General features: G+C 73.2%; 12 protein-coding genes. 7 read left to right on the top strand and 5 right to left on the bottom strand.

Annotated features, from left to right (window positions below; genetic code table 11):
• Window positions 1-472 precede the first annotated feature (472 nt).
• Entirely contained in the window at window positions 473-1,414 is a 942-nt protein-coding gene (locus tag EAO75_RS11650; protein WP_147994969.1) for a Ppx/GppA phosphatase family protein, read from the bottom strand.
• Between the two features lie 74 nt (window positions 1,415-1,488).
• Between EAO75_RS11650 and EAO75_RS11645 the strand changes: the two genes are divergently transcribed.
• A complete protein-coding gene (locus tag EAO75_RS11645) occupies window positions 1,489-2,349 on the top strand; it encodes a hypothetical protein (RefSeq protein WP_147994968.1) in 861 nt (286 codons plus the stop codon).
• A 66-nt stretch (window positions 2,350-2,415) separates the two neighbouring features.
• Here the strand turns inward: EAO75_RS11645 and EAO75_RS11640 are convergent, their stop codons facing one another.
• On the bottom strand, window positions 2,416-4,197 hold the full coding sequence (locus EAO75_RS11640; RefSeq protein ID WP_147994967.1) for a BACON domain-containing protein: 1,782 nt from the start codon (window positions 4,195-4,197) through the stop codon (window positions 2,416-2,418).
• A gap of 205 nt (window positions 4,198-4,402) precedes the next feature.
• Here EAO75_RS11640 and radA point away from each other — a divergent pair, with 205 nt between their 5' ends.
• Window positions 4,403-5,812: a DNA repair protein RadA gene (gene radA, locus EAO75_RS11635; protein ID WP_147994966.1), complete on the top strand. Its 1,410-nt coding sequence runs from the start codon at window positions 4,403-4,405 to the stop codon at window positions 5,810-5,812.
• Between the two features lie 81 nt (window positions 5,813-5,893).
• A complete protein-coding gene (gene disA / locus EAO75_RS11630) occupies window positions 5,894-7,018 on the top strand; it encodes a DNA integrity scanning diadenylate cyclase DisA (RefSeq protein WP_147994965.1) in 1,125 nt (374 codons plus the stop codon).
• Between the two features lie 48 nt (window positions 7,019-7,066).
• Here disA and EAO75_RS11625 read toward each other — a convergent pair whose 3' ends face one another.
• Window positions 7,067-7,870 carry a hypothetical protein gene (locus EAO75_RS11625; protein WP_147994964.1) on the bottom strand — a complete coding sequence of 268 codons (804 nt, stop codon included), beginning with the start codon at window positions 7,868-7,870 and terminating at the stop codon, window positions 7,067-7,069.
• Window positions 7,871-8,055: 185 nt separating this feature from the next.
• Here EAO75_RS11625 and EAO75_RS11620 point away from each other — a divergent pair, with 185 nt between their 5' ends.
• Window positions 8,056-8,694: a phosphatase PAP2 family protein gene (locus tag EAO75_RS11620; protein ID WP_187284395.1), complete on the top strand. Its 639-nt coding sequence runs from the start codon at window positions 8,056-8,058 to the stop codon at window positions 8,692-8,694.
• Between the two features lie 28 nt (window positions 8,695-8,722).
• Here the strand turns inward: EAO75_RS11620 and EAO75_RS11615 are convergent, their stop codons facing one another.
• Complete coding sequence (locus tag EAO75_RS11615; RefSeq protein ID WP_147994962.1) at window positions 8,723-9,382, bottom strand: response regulator transcription factor; 660 nt, start codon at window positions 9,380-9,382, stop codon at window positions 8,723-8,725.
• Complete coding sequence (locus tag EAO75_RS11610; RefSeq protein WP_147994961.1) at window positions 9,379-10,995, bottom strand: sensor histidine kinase; 1,617 nt, start codon at window positions 10,993-10,995, stop codon at window positions 9,379-9,381. Before EAO75_RS11610 ends, EAO75_RS11615 begins: the two co-directional genes overlap by 4 nt.
• A 195-nt stretch (window positions 10,996-11,190) precedes the next feature.
• Here EAO75_RS11610 and EAO75_RS11605 point away from each other — a divergent pair, with 195 nt between their 5' ends.
• The 3 genes from EAO75_RS11605 to EAO75_RS11595 all read left to right on the top strand — a co-directional run bounded on the left by EAO75_RS11605 (window position 11,191) and on the right by EAO75_RS11595 (window position 13,690).
• The gene (locus EAO75_RS11605) at window positions 11,191-12,117 is read left to right on the top strand and encodes an A/G-specific adenine glycosylase (protein WP_147994960.1); all 927 of its coding nucleotides are present in this window, start codon (window positions 11,191-11,193) and stop codon (window positions 12,115-12,117) included.
• Window positions 12,118-12,428: 311 nt separating this feature from the next.
• The gene (locus tag EAO75_RS11600) at window positions 12,429-12,968 is read left to right on the top strand and encodes a SigE family RNA polymerase sigma factor (protein ID WP_003999062.1); all 540 of its coding nucleotides are present in this window, start codon (window positions 12,429-12,431) and stop codon (window positions 12,966-12,968) included.
• On the top strand, window positions 12,956-13,690 hold the full coding sequence (locus EAO75_RS11595) for a hypothetical protein (protein ID WP_147994959.1): 735 nt from the start codon (window positions 12,956-12,958) through the stop codon (window positions 13,688-13,690). The genes EAO75_RS11600 and EAO75_RS11595 overlap by 13 nt, the downstream gene beginning before the upstream one ends.
• The last annotated feature ends 34 nt before the right edge of the window (window positions 13,691-13,724 follow it).

Below are 13,724 nucleotides of genomic sequence, written 5' to 3'. Positions count from 1 at the left end.
GCCGGTGCAGGCACGGGAGCATCGCCGGTGCAGGCACGGGAGCATCGCCGGTGCGGGGGGGCGGGGGCGTCGCCGACGCGGGCACGGGAGGCATCGCCGGTGCAGGCACGGGAGCATCGCCGGTGCAGGCACGGGAGCATCGCCGGTGCGGGGGCCTTCGCCCGACGCGGGCGCACGGGCCGTCCCCGGATGCGGGGACCATCGCACGACGCGGGCGCACGGGCCGTCCCCGGATGCGGGGACCATCGCCCGGCGTGGACGCGCGGACCGTCCCCAGGCGCGCGGACCATCGCCCGACGCGAGCACACAGGCCATCCCCAGCCGCGCGGACCATCGCCCGACGCGAGCACACGGGCCGTCCCCAGGCGCGCGGACCATCGCCCGACGCGGGCGCACGGACCCTACGGCGCCGTCAGCCCTACAGCGCCACCGGCGCCCCTCCCCAGGTCGCCGGACGCGCCGTACGCATCCGTCACCCCACCGCCAGCTGATCCAGCTGATCCAGCTTCCGCAGGATCACGCCCTCGCGCAGCGCCCAGGGGCAGACCTCCAGCGTCTCCACGCCGAACAGATCCATCGCGCCCTCGGCCACCAGTGCCCCCGCGACCAGCTGCCCGGCCCGCCCCTCGGAGACGCCCGGCAGTTCCGCCCGCTGGGCCGCGGTCATCCCGGCCAGCCGGGGCACCCAGGCCTCCAGCGACTCCCGCTTCAGCTCGCGCTGGGTGTACAGGCCCTCCGCGGAGCGCGCGGCGCCGGCGATACGGGCCAGCTGCTTGAAGGTCTTGGACGTCGCGACCACGTGATCGGGCGCGCCGAACCGGCTGAACTCGCCGACCGTCCGAGCGATCTGCGCCCGCACATGCCGCCGCAGTGCCCGGATGTCCTCGGAGTCCGGCGGATCCCCCGGCAGCCACCCGGCCGTCAGCCGCCCGGCGCCGAGCGGCAGCGACACCGCCGCGTACGGCTCCTCGTCGATGCCGTACGCGATCTCCAGGGACCCGCCCCCGATGTCCAGCACCAGCAGCTTCCCGGCCGACCATCCGAACCATCGGCGGACCGCGAGGAAGGTCAGCCGAGCCTCCTCCGCGCCGGTGAGAACCTGCAGCTCAACCCCGGTTTCCGCCTTCACGCGCGCCAGTACGTCGTCGGCGTTGGTCGCCTCGCGCACCGCGGACGTGGCGAACGGCAGCACTTCCTCGACACCCTTGTCCTCGGCGGCCTGCAACGCCTCTTGGACGACGCCTATGAGCTTGTCGACCCCGTCGGGACCGATGGCCCCGCTGGCGTCGAGCAGTTGGGCAAGGCGCAGCTCCACCTTGTGCGAATGCGCAGGCAGCGGGCGCGCGCCAGGATGCGCATCCACCACCAGCAGATGCACCGTGTTAGATCCCACGTCGAGGACACCGAGTCTCATGTACGGAACGCTACTGCCACCTGGGCGATCCTCTGTCCTCGAAGTCGCAGGTACGGACGCCGTACCCTGGTCCCGTGCCAAAGACGAAAAAGGCGAAGAACGACAAGGCAGCCAAATCCGACAAGGGTTCTTCGCAGGCGAAGGCGGCCACGAAGTCGAAGAAACCGGCGAAGGGCTCCCCGGAGCCGGACGAGAAGGGTCTCGACTTCGCACGCGCATGGGTGGAGTTCCCTGATCCGGCGGACGACGAGCAGATCTTCCGCTGCGATCTGACATGGCTGACCTCCCGTTGGAACTGCATCTTCGGCAGCGGCTGCCAGGGCATCCAGGCGGGCCGCGCGGACGACGGCTGCTGCACGCTGGGCGCCCACTTCTCCGACGAGGACGACGAGAAGCGCGTCGCCGAGCATGTGGCGAGACTCACGCCGGAGATCTGGCAGCACCATGACGAGGGCATGGAGCACGGCTGGATCTCGGAGGACGAGGACGGCGACCGCCAGACCCGCCCCTTCAACGGCTCGTGCATCTTCCAGAACCGCCCCGGCTTCGCGGGCGGCGCGGGCTGCTCGCTGCACATCCTCGCCCTGAAGGAGGGCCGCGAGCCGCTGGAGACCAAGCCGGACGTCTGCTGGCAGCTGCCGGTGCGGCGGACGTACGACTGGATCGACCGGCCCGACGACACCCGGGTGCTCCAGGTGTCGATCGGCGAGTACGACCGCCGCGGCTGGGGTCCGGGCGGCCACGACCTGCACTGGTGGTGCACCTCGGCGACCTCGGCGCACGGCGCAGGCGACCCGGTGTACGTGTCCTACCGGGCGGAGCTGAGGGAACTGATGGGCAAGGCGGGCTACGACCGCCTGGTCGAGCTGTGCGAGGAGCGGCTCGCGTCGCAGCTGCCCCTGCTGGCGCCGCACCCGGCGGACCCGACCGGCTGACCGACGGCCATCGGCCATCGACCACGCGGCGACACCGCACCCTCACCTCCACCCGGCGCCCAGGCCCTACGGCCCGGACGGGCTGGGCTCCCCGCTCCCGCTGGGCGGCGGGGTCGAGCCCGTCGGATCTGACGGATCGGACGGGCTGGAAGGGCCGGACGGCGTCGGATCGGGCGATGTCGGCGGCGGGTCGCTGGGGGGCGGGTCGCTGGGCGTGGGATCGGACGGAGCCGGACTCGTCGGCGTCGGATCGGGATCGGCGGACGAGGGCGGCGGCTGGCTGGGCGTCCCGGGGTCGGTCGGATCGCTGGGGAGCGGGTCGGGGCCGTGTCCCGGGTCGGAGGGGCTCGGGGCGCTGCCGTGGCCCTCGATGGAGACGACGGCGCCGGCGGGTGCGATCGCCACCCGCGCGCTCCAGTGACCGGACGGCTCGTGCAGCTGGTCGACGTACACCTTGATCGTCAACGACTCGCCCGGCGCCAGCGTTCCCGCCGACCGGCTCAGATAGAGCCAGTGCGCCCCGGTGCTCGCCGACCAGCGCACCGGTGTGCGACCCGTCGCGGTGAGGGTGACGAGCGTGGTGTCGCCGCTGTGGTCGGCGCTCACCTCCAGGTTCCCCGCGCTCGCCCCGCGCACGCCGCTGACGCTGACGACCTCGACGAGGACGTCCGGGCCGGGGCGCTCGCCGAAGCGGCCGCCGGGTGCGGTGCTGGCGTTGCCGGCGTTCTCGTAGCCGCCGCGCGCGCCCTCGCCGTCGAGGGCGCCGGGGTCGTGCGCCTCGCTCGCGGTGGCCGTGGCGCCCTCGGCGCCTTCACCGGTCGGGGTGCCCCGGTAGGCGGCCCACAGGGCGAGGACGGGGGCGGCGACGACGGTGGCGACGACGGTCGTGGTGACGGCACGCGCGCGTAGCCGGTCCCTGCGGGCGGCACGATCCTTCGGGTCCATCGGAAAGCCACGCCGGTCGAAGCGCGGCACGGCGACGCCACGCGCGCGTGGGGCGTGCGCGAGGGCCCTGTGCAGGGCCGCGCGGGGCGCCTGAAGGACGGGCAGCTCGGCGGGGGTCACGACCGCGCCGGGCCACCGGCCGGGGATCGCGCGCTCGGCGGTACGGCGGCAGCGCGGGCAGTCGTCCACGTGCCGGACGAGTTCGCGGCGCAGGGCCGAGCCGAGTACGACCTGGTTGTCGCCGGTGAGCCGGGCGACGCCCGGGCAGGCGCCGGTCTCGACGACGGCGAGGGCCGCGCGGGTGCGCTCGACCTCGCAGGCGGCGGAGGCGAGCAGCTCGCGGGCGGCGGCGAGGTCCAGGCCGAGGACGGCGGCGACCTCGTGGGCGGCGAGGTGGTGGCGTACGGCGAGTTCGAGGGCCTCGCGCTGCTCCGGGGTGGTGCCGGCGGCTTCCGGCCAGGCGAGCAGGGAGAGTTCGCGGCGCCGCTGCTCCTGGACCTCCTCGGCGACGGGCGGCCCGGTGGTCCGCGCCCCCGTCGGCCGATGCGTGCCGTGGCGGCTCGCGGCGTGGCTGCCCTGACGTTTCTGCTTGGCCTCGGCCAGCCCCCGCAGACACGCCCAGCGGGCCAGCGCGTACAGCCAGGGCCGCCGGTCGGCGGCGGTCTCCGGCACCCGCTGCCCGCGGCGCTCGGCCAGCGCGAGGACGTCGCCGAGGGCGGCGGTCGCGGTGTCGTGGTCGCACAGGACGGACAGGCAGTAGGTGAACAGCCCGTCCAGATAAGGCTCGTAGCGCGCGGGCGGCCGCTGCGCCAACGTACGCGCCGCCGCACGATCACGCGCCTCCCGGTGCGCCCGATGCGCGCCGGCGGTGCGGGGCGAGGTCTCCGGAGTGCTGCTCATCATTCGTGGACCGTAGGCGGCCCGGGGTGGCGCCTTCTTCCTGCTTGAGCACTTTTAATCCGTACGGGTGAAACGATCCCTCAATGGGGTACAGGAGCCCCGAATTCCATGGCTTGTGCATGACGAGCCGGGCCCTGGGAGGTCCCCGAAGAGGCGCCGTGTGCACGGCCGGACGACGTTGTCAGTGGGCTCGGCTACGGTTCATCGCATGGCTGCCCGTACCAAGTCCACGAAGGACCGACCGTCCTACCGCTGCACGGAGTGCGGCTGGCAGACGGCCAAGTGGCTCGGCCGCTGCCCCGAGTGCCAGGCCTGGGGGACGGTCGAGGAGTACGGCGCGCCCGCGGTCCGTACGACGACGCCGGGGCGGGTGACGACATCCGCGCTGCCGATCGGGCAGGTCGACGGGCGGCAGGCCACCGCGCGGCCCACCGGCGTGCCCGAGCTGGACCGGGTGCTCGGCGGCGGGCTGGTGCCCGGCGCCGTCGTCCTCGTCGCGGGCGAGCCCGGCGTCGGCAAGTCCACGCTGCTGCTGGACGTGGCGGCCAAGTCGGCGAGCAGCGAGCACCGCACGCTGTATGTCACCGGCGAGGAGTCGGCGAGCCAGGTGCGGCTGCGCGCCGACCGCATCGGCGCCATCGACGACCACCTGTATCTCGCGGCCGAGACCGATCTGGCCGCCGTGCTCGGCCACTTGGACGCGGTGAAGCCGTCGCTGCTCATCATGGACTCCGTGCAGACCGTGGCCTCCCCGGAGATCGACGGTGCGCCCGGCGGCATGGCACAGGTCCGGGAGGTCGCCGGCGCCCTGATCCGGGTCTCCAAGGAACGCGGGATGTCCACGCTCCTTGTGGGGCACGTCACCAAGGACGGCGCGATCGCCGGACCCCGCCTCCTCGAACACCTCGTGGACGTGGTGCTCAGCTTCGAGGGCGACCGGCACGCGCGTCTGCGCCTCGTGCGAGGCGTCAAGAACCGCTACGGCGCGACGGACGAGGTCGGCTGCTTCGAGCTGCACGACGAGGGCATCACGGGCCTTGCCGACCCAAGCGGACTTTTCCTGACCCGTCGTGACGAACCGGTCCCGGGCACCTGCCTGACGGTCACCCTGGAGGGCCGCCGCCCCCTCGTCGCCGAGGTCCAGGCGCTCACCGTCGACTCCCAGATCCCCTCACCCCGCCGTACGACGTCCGGTCTGGAGACGTCGCGCGTCTCGATGATGCTGGCCGTGCTGGAGCAGCGAGGCCGGATCAGCGCGCTCGGCAAGCGGGACATCTACTCCGCGACGGTCGGCGGAGTCAGGCTCTCGGAGCCCGCGGCGGACCTCGCCGTAGCCCTCGCGCTGGCCTCCGCCGCGAGTGACACACCTCTCCCCAAGAACCTCGTCGCGATCGGCGAGGTGGGCCTCGCGGGCGAGGTCAGACGGGTCACGGGCGTGCAGCGCAGGCTCTCCGAGGCGCACCGGCTGGGCTTCACGCACGCCCTCGTTCCGGGCGACCCGGGCAAGATCCCTGCGGGCATGAAGGTGCTGGAAGTGGCCGACATAGGGGACGCCCTGCGAGTCCTTCCGCGCTCTCGTCGGCGAGAGGCCCCACGGGACGAGGAGGACCGCCGGTAGACTTTGCCCTGGTCTCGCCCGTCCGTACGAACAATGTGTGCGAAACGGGAGCGCCCCAGAACCTGCGACCGGAGGAGTGCAGTGGCAGCCAACGACCGGGCAGCAGCTCCCGGAAAGTCCGGTGGGAGTGCCGGTTCCGATGGCCTGATGCGCGCCTCCCTGAGCGCCGTGGCTCCCGGCACGGCGCTGCGCGACGGCCTTGAGCGCGTCGTCCGCGGCAACACCGGCGGACTCATCGTGCTCGGCTCCGACAAGACCGTCGAGACGATGTGTACGGGCGGATTCGTGCTGGACGTCGAGTTCACGGCCACGCGCCTGCGTGAGCTGTGCAAGCTCGACGGCGGCATCGTGGTGTCCTCGGATCTGTCGAAGATCTTGCGGGCGGGCGTGCAGTTCGTGCCGGACGCGACGATCCCCACGGAGGAGACGGGCACCCGGCACCGTACGGCGGACCGGGTCAGCAAGCAGGTCGGCTTCCCGGTCGTCTCCGTCTCCCAGTCCATGCGGCTGATCGCGCTCTACGTCGACGGTCATCGCCGCGTCCTGGAGGACTCGGCGGCGATCCTCTCCCGCGCCAACCAGGCCCTGGCGACCCTGGAGCGCTACAAACTCCGCCTGGACGAGGTCGCGGGAACGTTGTCAGCGCTGGAGATCGAGGACCTGGTGACGGTCCGCGACGTCTCGGCGGTGGCCCAGCGTCTGGAGATGGTCCGGCGTATCGCGACCGAGATCGCCGAGTACGTGGTGGAGCTGGGCACCGACGGCCGCCTTCTCGCCCTCCAGCTGGACGAGTTGATCGCGGGCGTGGAGCCCGAGCGCGAGCTCGTGGTGCGGGACTACGTCCCCGAGCCGACGGCCAAGCGCTCCCGCACGGTCGACGAGGCGCTGTACGAGCTGGACGCCCTCACCCACGCCGAGCTTCTTGAACTGCCCACGGTGGCAAGGGCGTTGGGCTACACCGGCTCCCCCGAGGCGCTGGACTCCGCGGTCTCCCCGCGCGGTTTCCGCCTCCTGGCCAAGGTGCCGAGGCTGCCCGGCGCGATCATCGACCGCCTGGTGGAGCACTTCGGCGGCCTGCAGAAGCTGCTCGCCGCCAGCGTGGACGACCTCCAGACGGTGGACGGCGTCGGCGAGGCGCGGGCACGCAGTGTGCGCGAGGGCCTGTCGCGGCTGGCCGAGAGCTCGATCCTGGAGCGGTACGTCTAGGTACACGTCCAGTCGAGTCCCGGGCCGTGCGCCGAGGCGTACGGCCCGTCAGTCGTTCTCCAGGACGAACGACGTCTGCGCCGTCCCGAACCCGGGCGTCGTCGCCTCCACCAGATACGTCCCCGCCGCGGCCGAACCGGCGGCGGGCGTCGCGCACTGCGGGGCGCTCGCCTTGCGGTCCCACTTCACGGTGTACGTGATGCTCTCGCCGGCGGGCACCCGGAACCGCAGGCCGGCGGCGTCCTTGGGGCAGTCGGCGGATGACCAGAAGTCGTCCTCGGAACCCGCCTCAGTGACCGTCACCACCGCGTTCTTCGGGCCGAGATCGACCTTGCAGTCGTAGGTGGAGGAGTTCGTCGCGGTCAGCAGCAGGGCGGGGGTCTCGCCGGGCTCGTAGGAGTTGTGCAGGCTGCGCACCGACAGCTTCATCTGGCCCGAGACGCAGTCGGGCAGCGAGGAGCCGTCGGCGACCGCGTCGTCCGCACCGACACCGCCGCCCGAGGATCCGCTGCCGGAGCCGCCCGAACCGTCGGAGCCCCCGTCGGTCGTGCCGTCCCCGGAGCCGTCCCCGGACCCCGACCCACCGGAGTCCCCGCCGGCCGTCGACTCGTCGCGTCCGCCCGGCGCTTGGCTGATCGCCGGCCCCGAGCCCGAAGGGCCCGGCGTGATCGTCGAGGGCGCGGGATTCTTGCCGTCGGATCCGCCCGCGTTGTTCTTGCCGCCTCCGCCGCCCGAGGTGAGTACCCAGGTGATCAGCAGCGCCAACAGGGCGCACACCGACAGCAGTACGGCCCTCCGTCGCCAGTAGATGGTGGAGGGAAGCGGCCCGACCGGATTGCGCAGAGATCCCACGGCGCAAACTGTACGAGAGATCGGCGCGCTGTCTTGCTCCACCCGCCGCCCCGGACGACAACTTTTCCGGATCATCATCCCGGAAACCGCCGTCGGCGCCCGCGCCACCCCTGTCTTCCGTCAGGGGCGACACCTGTCGATCGCAGGGTGTGACGGTATCGACCTGCCGCCTACGGTCCGTGACCATGGATTTCTGGGACAGCGAGCTCCATCGCGACATCACCGACCTCGCCCACGGCACCCCAACGTGGGTACAGCGCACGGCCGAGACATGGACGGAGGCCGGACTGCTGCTGTTCGCCGCGCTGTTCGTCATCGTCTGGTGGCGGGCCCGCCGGGACACGACCCGGGCATTCGCGATAGCGGTCCTTGCACCTCTGGCCACGGCTACGGCGTACGTGTGCAGCGAGGTGCTCAAGTCCGGCTTCGCCGAGGAACGTCCGTGCCGCGCGATGGCCCGGGCCGCCCCCTCCCTCGCCGCCTGCCCGCCGTCCGGCGACTGGTCCTTCCCCAGCAACCACGCCACCATCGCGGGCGCCGCGGCGATCGCCCTGGCCCTGACCGGGCGCGCCCTGCTGCGGCTCACGGCGCCACTGGCCCTCCTGATGGCCTTCTCCCGCGTGTTCGTCGGGGTGCACTATCCGCACGACGTCGCCGCGGGCCTGGTCCTGGGCGCGGCGGTCGCGGTGGCCGCCGTACGGCTCGGTACCCGCCCGGCGATCCGGCTGGCCGAGGCGATGCGGGCCTCGTCGGCGCCGCCCGTACGGTGGTTCACGGGCCCGGGACCGGCGCGCGTCCCCGCGTACGGCATGGACACGCGGTGAGCCCGACCCGTACGGCATGCGCCGAGCGCTACGGCTCCACCAGCCCCGCCTCGTACGCCACGATCGCCGCCTGTACGCGGTTGCGCACGCCCAACCGGTCGAGCACCGCGCTGACATAGGCCTTCACCGTGCCCTCGACGAGATGCAGCCGGGCGGCGATCTCCGGGTTGGACAGGCCCGCGCCGACGAGGCCGAGCACCTCACGTTCGCGCGGGCTGAGCTCGGCCACGCGCGTGCGTGCGGCGGCCTCGCGGCCCAGGCGGCCTTCTCCGCCGCCCAGTCCATCGATGACGTACCGGGCCACCTTCGGCGACAGGAAGGCCGCGCCACCCGCGACCGCCCTTACGCCCGCGATGAGTTCGTACGGGTCCCCGGACTTCAGCAGGAAGCCGGTGGCGCCGCCGCCGAGCGCGCGGGCCACGTAAGCCTGTTCGGAGAAGGTGGTGAGCATCGCCACGGCCGTGCCGGGCGCGGTCCGTGCGATCTCCTCGCCGGCGGCGAGGCCGTCCAGCCGTGGCATACGGATGTCCAGCAGGGCCACGTCCGGCCGGTGCGCCCGCACCAGTTCGACGGCGGCCCGCCCGTCGCCGGCCTCCGCGACGACGTCGATCTCGCCGCCGCTGGTCAGGATGGCGCGCACGCCCGCACGCACCATCGCCTCGTCGTCGGCCAGCAGTACCCGGATCACCGTGCGAACTCCTCATCTGTGGAAGGGCGTTGGGACAGGCCGGCTCTCGGGACGACGTCCTTGGCGACGAGCCGCCCCTCGTCGTCGAAGCAGAGCCTGAAGTGGTCGACGGAGACGAGGAGTTCGCCGCTCGCGCGGTAGTAGCGGCAGTCGCTGTCCCGCGGCGGCGGGCCCGGGGCCCGCTCCACGGGAGCGTCGCGCACGGACCGGTCCGGAAGGACCTCGGCGAGGTCCTGGACCGACGTGCCGATGCGCAGGTCGGCGTAGGCCGCCGGCGGCAGCACCGAGTGGGTCTCGGTGTACGCGTACCAGGCGAACGCCCCGCCCACGAGCACGACGCCCGCGCCGACGGAGGCCGCGAGGGCCAGGGCCACCCGGCGGCGGGCGTGGGTGAAGGGGGCGTACGGGGCGGGCGCGGGCCGGGGTGTCGTGGCCGCCTGCTCGGGGACGCGGGCCCGCACCCGGAACCCGTCCCGGTACGGACCGGCCTCGAAGTCACCGCCGACCGCGGTGACGGCGGCGCGCAGGGCCTGGAGGCCGGTGCCGCCGGAGGACGGGGAGGGCGTGCCCGTCACGCCGTCGGCCGCCGGGCGGCCGCCACTCGTCACGGTGACGGTCGTGCCGTCGGCCTCCTCGACGGCCGAGACGGTGACCGTGGCCCCGGTGGCGTGCCGGGCCGCGTTGGTCAGCGCCTCGCGGACCATCCGGTACAGGACGCGCTCGGCGACCCCGCCCGGCGCCGGCGCCGCGCCCCTTGCGCCGACGCCGTCCGACGCGGCGCCCCCGACCGGCTCCCACCGCACCGGCAGCCCCGACTCGGCGGCGCGTGCGACGAGTTGCTCGACGGTCTCGCCCGCCGGGGTCAGGGACACCGGCACCGGATCGTCGTCCTCCCGCAGGACACCGATGATGCGGCGCAGCCGCTCGGTGGCGTCGGCGGCGGCCGCCCGCAGGTCGCCGGCGGCGGTGCGGTGGTGGTCCGGCAGGTCGGGGGCGACCTGGAGGGCGCCGGCGCGCAGGGCGATCAGGCTCAGCTCATGGCCCAGGGAGTCGTGCATGTCCTGCGCGATCCGGGCCCGTTCGCGCAGCCGGGCCCGCTCCTCGGCGATGCGCTGCTCGCCCTCCAGGCGCGCGGCCCGGCTCCAGCCGGCCTGGGTCAGCTGACGGCTCTGGCGCCAGTAGCGTCCGCCGAGCCAGGGGAACACACAGCCGAACAGCAGCGTCCCGGTCAGCACCGCCCACTCCGGCGCCGGATCGACCCCGAACAGCGCGATCCTCGCCGTACCCAGGCAGCCGACGGCCCCGAAGACGACCACCGCGGGCCGCGCCCGTGCCGCGCGCAGACCGAGCAGCAGGGCGAAGACGCCGAGCGCCGGACCGTAGGAGACGGTGAACAGGGCGGGGGCGGCGACCAGGCTCAGTACGGCCGCCAGAGCGAAGGCCGCAAGGGGCCGGCGCCGGGCCACGGTCACCGCGGCGCCGATCACGAGCAGACCGGCCGACTGCTGCCACAGGGCCCGCGGTTCGTTCAGCCCCAGTCGGTCGGCCGTGAGCGCGGGCGACACGAGGACGGCCCAGAGCAGACCGGCCTGCCATATGCGAGGACGTTCCATCCGGGCGACGCTACAAGCGGGAGTCGGGGGGCGACTGCTGCCGATCGTCAGGTCAGGGGCGCTTTCCACCCGGGCCAGGAGTTTCAGCCGCAGGCTCCCAGGATCCGCGGGCCCACCCCGATCCGCAGCCACCAACGCACCGGCACCCGCCGCCTACCCACCCGGCCGCCCCCGACATGGCAGGATCGGGAAGCCATGACTGCGCCCACGAAGCCCCCGCACACCCACATCGACGCCGACGGCCCCCTCGGTCAGCCGCTGCACAGCAGTGTCATCGACTGGTTCGACGAGAACGCCCGCGACCTCCCCTGGCGGCGCCCCGAGGCGGGCCCCTGGGGTGTGATGGTCAGTGAGTTCATGCTCCAGCAGACGCCGGTGAACCGCGTCCTGCCCGTCTACGAGCAGTGGCTGTCCCGCTGGCCCCGCCCCGCCGACCTGGCCAAGGAGGCGCCCGGCGAGGCCGTCCGCGCCTGGGGTCGGCTCGGCTACCCGCGCCGCGCGCTGCGCCTGCACGGCGCCGCCGTCGCCATAGCGGAACGGCACGGCGGGGACGTACCGACCGACCACGCCCAGCTCCTCGCGCTGCCCGGCATCGGTGAGTACACCGCGGCCGCCGTGGCGTCGTTCGCGTACGGCCAGCGGCACCCGGTCCTGGACACCAACGTCCGCCGTGTCATCGCCCGCGCCGTCACCGGTGTGCAGTACCCGCCGAACGCCACCACGGCCGCCGAGCGCAAGCTCGCCCGCTCGCTGCTCCCCGACGACGAGCGCACCGCGTCGCGCTGGGCCGCGGCCTCCATGGAGCTCGGCGCGCTGGTGTGCACCGCGAAGAACGAGTCGTGCCAGCGCTGCCCGATCGCCGCGCAGTGCGCCTGGCGGCTCGCGGGCAAGCCGGAGCACGACGGCCCGCCGCGTCGCGGTCAGACGTACGCCGGGACCGACCGCCAGGTGCGCGGCAAGCTGCTCGCCGTGCTGCGCGACGCCCACACGCCCGTCCCGCAGGCGGCACTCGACCGTGTGTGGCACGAACCGGTGCAGCGTGCCCGCGCCCTGGACGGGCTCGTCTCGGACGGGCTGGTGGAGCCGTTGCCGGGCGGGCTGTACCGGCTGCCGCTGAGCTGACGCACAGTCACATCACAGCCGTACGGCCTCTGCAACACACGACTCACAGCCTCCGCACGGCCTTTACGGCTCCGAGAGCCCAACAAATCACCCCATAGCCATCCCAACCACCCGACCCTTTTGTCCGTTTCCTAATTCCGTTACATAACCGACGGACAGCCGAGCGCTGGCCGCAGGCTGCTTCGGACAGCGCCGTGACAACGCCTCCGTAGCTTCATTCCCGTACCCGGCAGACGGGGACGACGAAGCAGAAGCAGTGAGACCGACGGCCGACAGGCCGGCCGGGAACGGGGAATCGGGAGGCGGTCAACATGGCGCAGGGCGAGGTGCTCGAGTTCGAGGAGTACGTCCGCACCCGGCAGGACGCGCTGCTGCGCAGCGCCCGCCGGCTGGTCCCGGACCCGGTCGACGCGCAGGACCTGCTGCAGACCGCGCTGGTGCGGACCTACCACCGCTGGGACGGCATCGCCGACAAGCGGCTCGCGGACGCCTACCTGCGCCGCGTGATGATCAACACGCGGACCGAGTGGTGGCGGGCGCGCAAGCTGGAGGAGGTGCCGACCGAGCAGCTCCCGGACGCCTCGGTCGACGACTCCACCGAGCAGCACGCGGACCGCGCCCTGCTGATGGACATCATGAAGGTGCTCGCTCCCAAGCAGCGCAGCGTCGTGGTGCTGCGACACTGGGAGCAGATGTCCACGGAGGAGACGGCCGCGGCCCTCGGCATGTCGGCCGGAACGGTCAAGAGCACGCTGCACCGGGCGCTCGCCCGGCTCCGCGAGGAGCTGGAGAGCCGCGATCTGGACGCACGCGCGCTGGAGCGTGAGGAGCGGGAGCGTTGCGCGGCCTAGGCACGACGACGGGCGGCACCGGGCACACGAACAGGGGTGACGGGGCCACGGACGGGGACTCGGAGGACGGCGGCTCCGCGCAACGCGGGTCCGGCCCCGTACGGGGGACCTTTCAGGCGGCGTTCACGGCGGTGGTCGTGGTCGTCGCCCTCGCCCTTTTCGCCTCTGCCTGCGCCACCGGCGGCACCGGCGCCCGTGACGAGGGGCCCGCCCACGCCGACATGGCGGGCGGTTCGGCCGTCACACCGTCGGCCACGGCCTCGGCCTCGGCCGTCCCGAGCCGCGAACAGGCCGTCGAGCTGGTCAAGGCGGACCCCGTGGTCTCGACGGAGGTCAAGCGCGAGCTGAAGCCGTGCGTGTCCGACGACTACCCCATCGACGTGTCCTACGGTGACCTGACCGGCGGGCCGACGGACGACATCGTGGTCAACGTGCTGTCCTGCGGGGATGAAATCGGCGTCGCCTCGTACGTGTACCGCGAACAGAGCGGCGCGTACCGCAATGTGTTCAAGTCGGAGGAGCCTCCGGTCTACGCCGAGATCGACCGCGGCTACCTTGTGCTGACCAAGCAGGTGTATGCCAAGGACGACGCACTGTCGAACCCGTCCAGCGAGGACGTGTTCTCGTACCTGTGGACATCCGACCGCTTCGTCCGGAAGTACAGCACCCGCACCGACTACGGCTCGCTCGGCGACGACGAGCCGGCGGCGCCGGAGGGCTGAGACCGCCGGCCGTGAACGCATCGGGCGATCCACG

This window comes from Streptomyces sp. UW30 (assembly GCF_008042075.1).
Lineage (GTDB): Bacteria > Actinomycetota > Actinomycetes > Streptomycetales > Streptomycetaceae > Streptomyces.
This window is presented reverse-complemented; position numbering and strand designations above follow the sequence as displayed.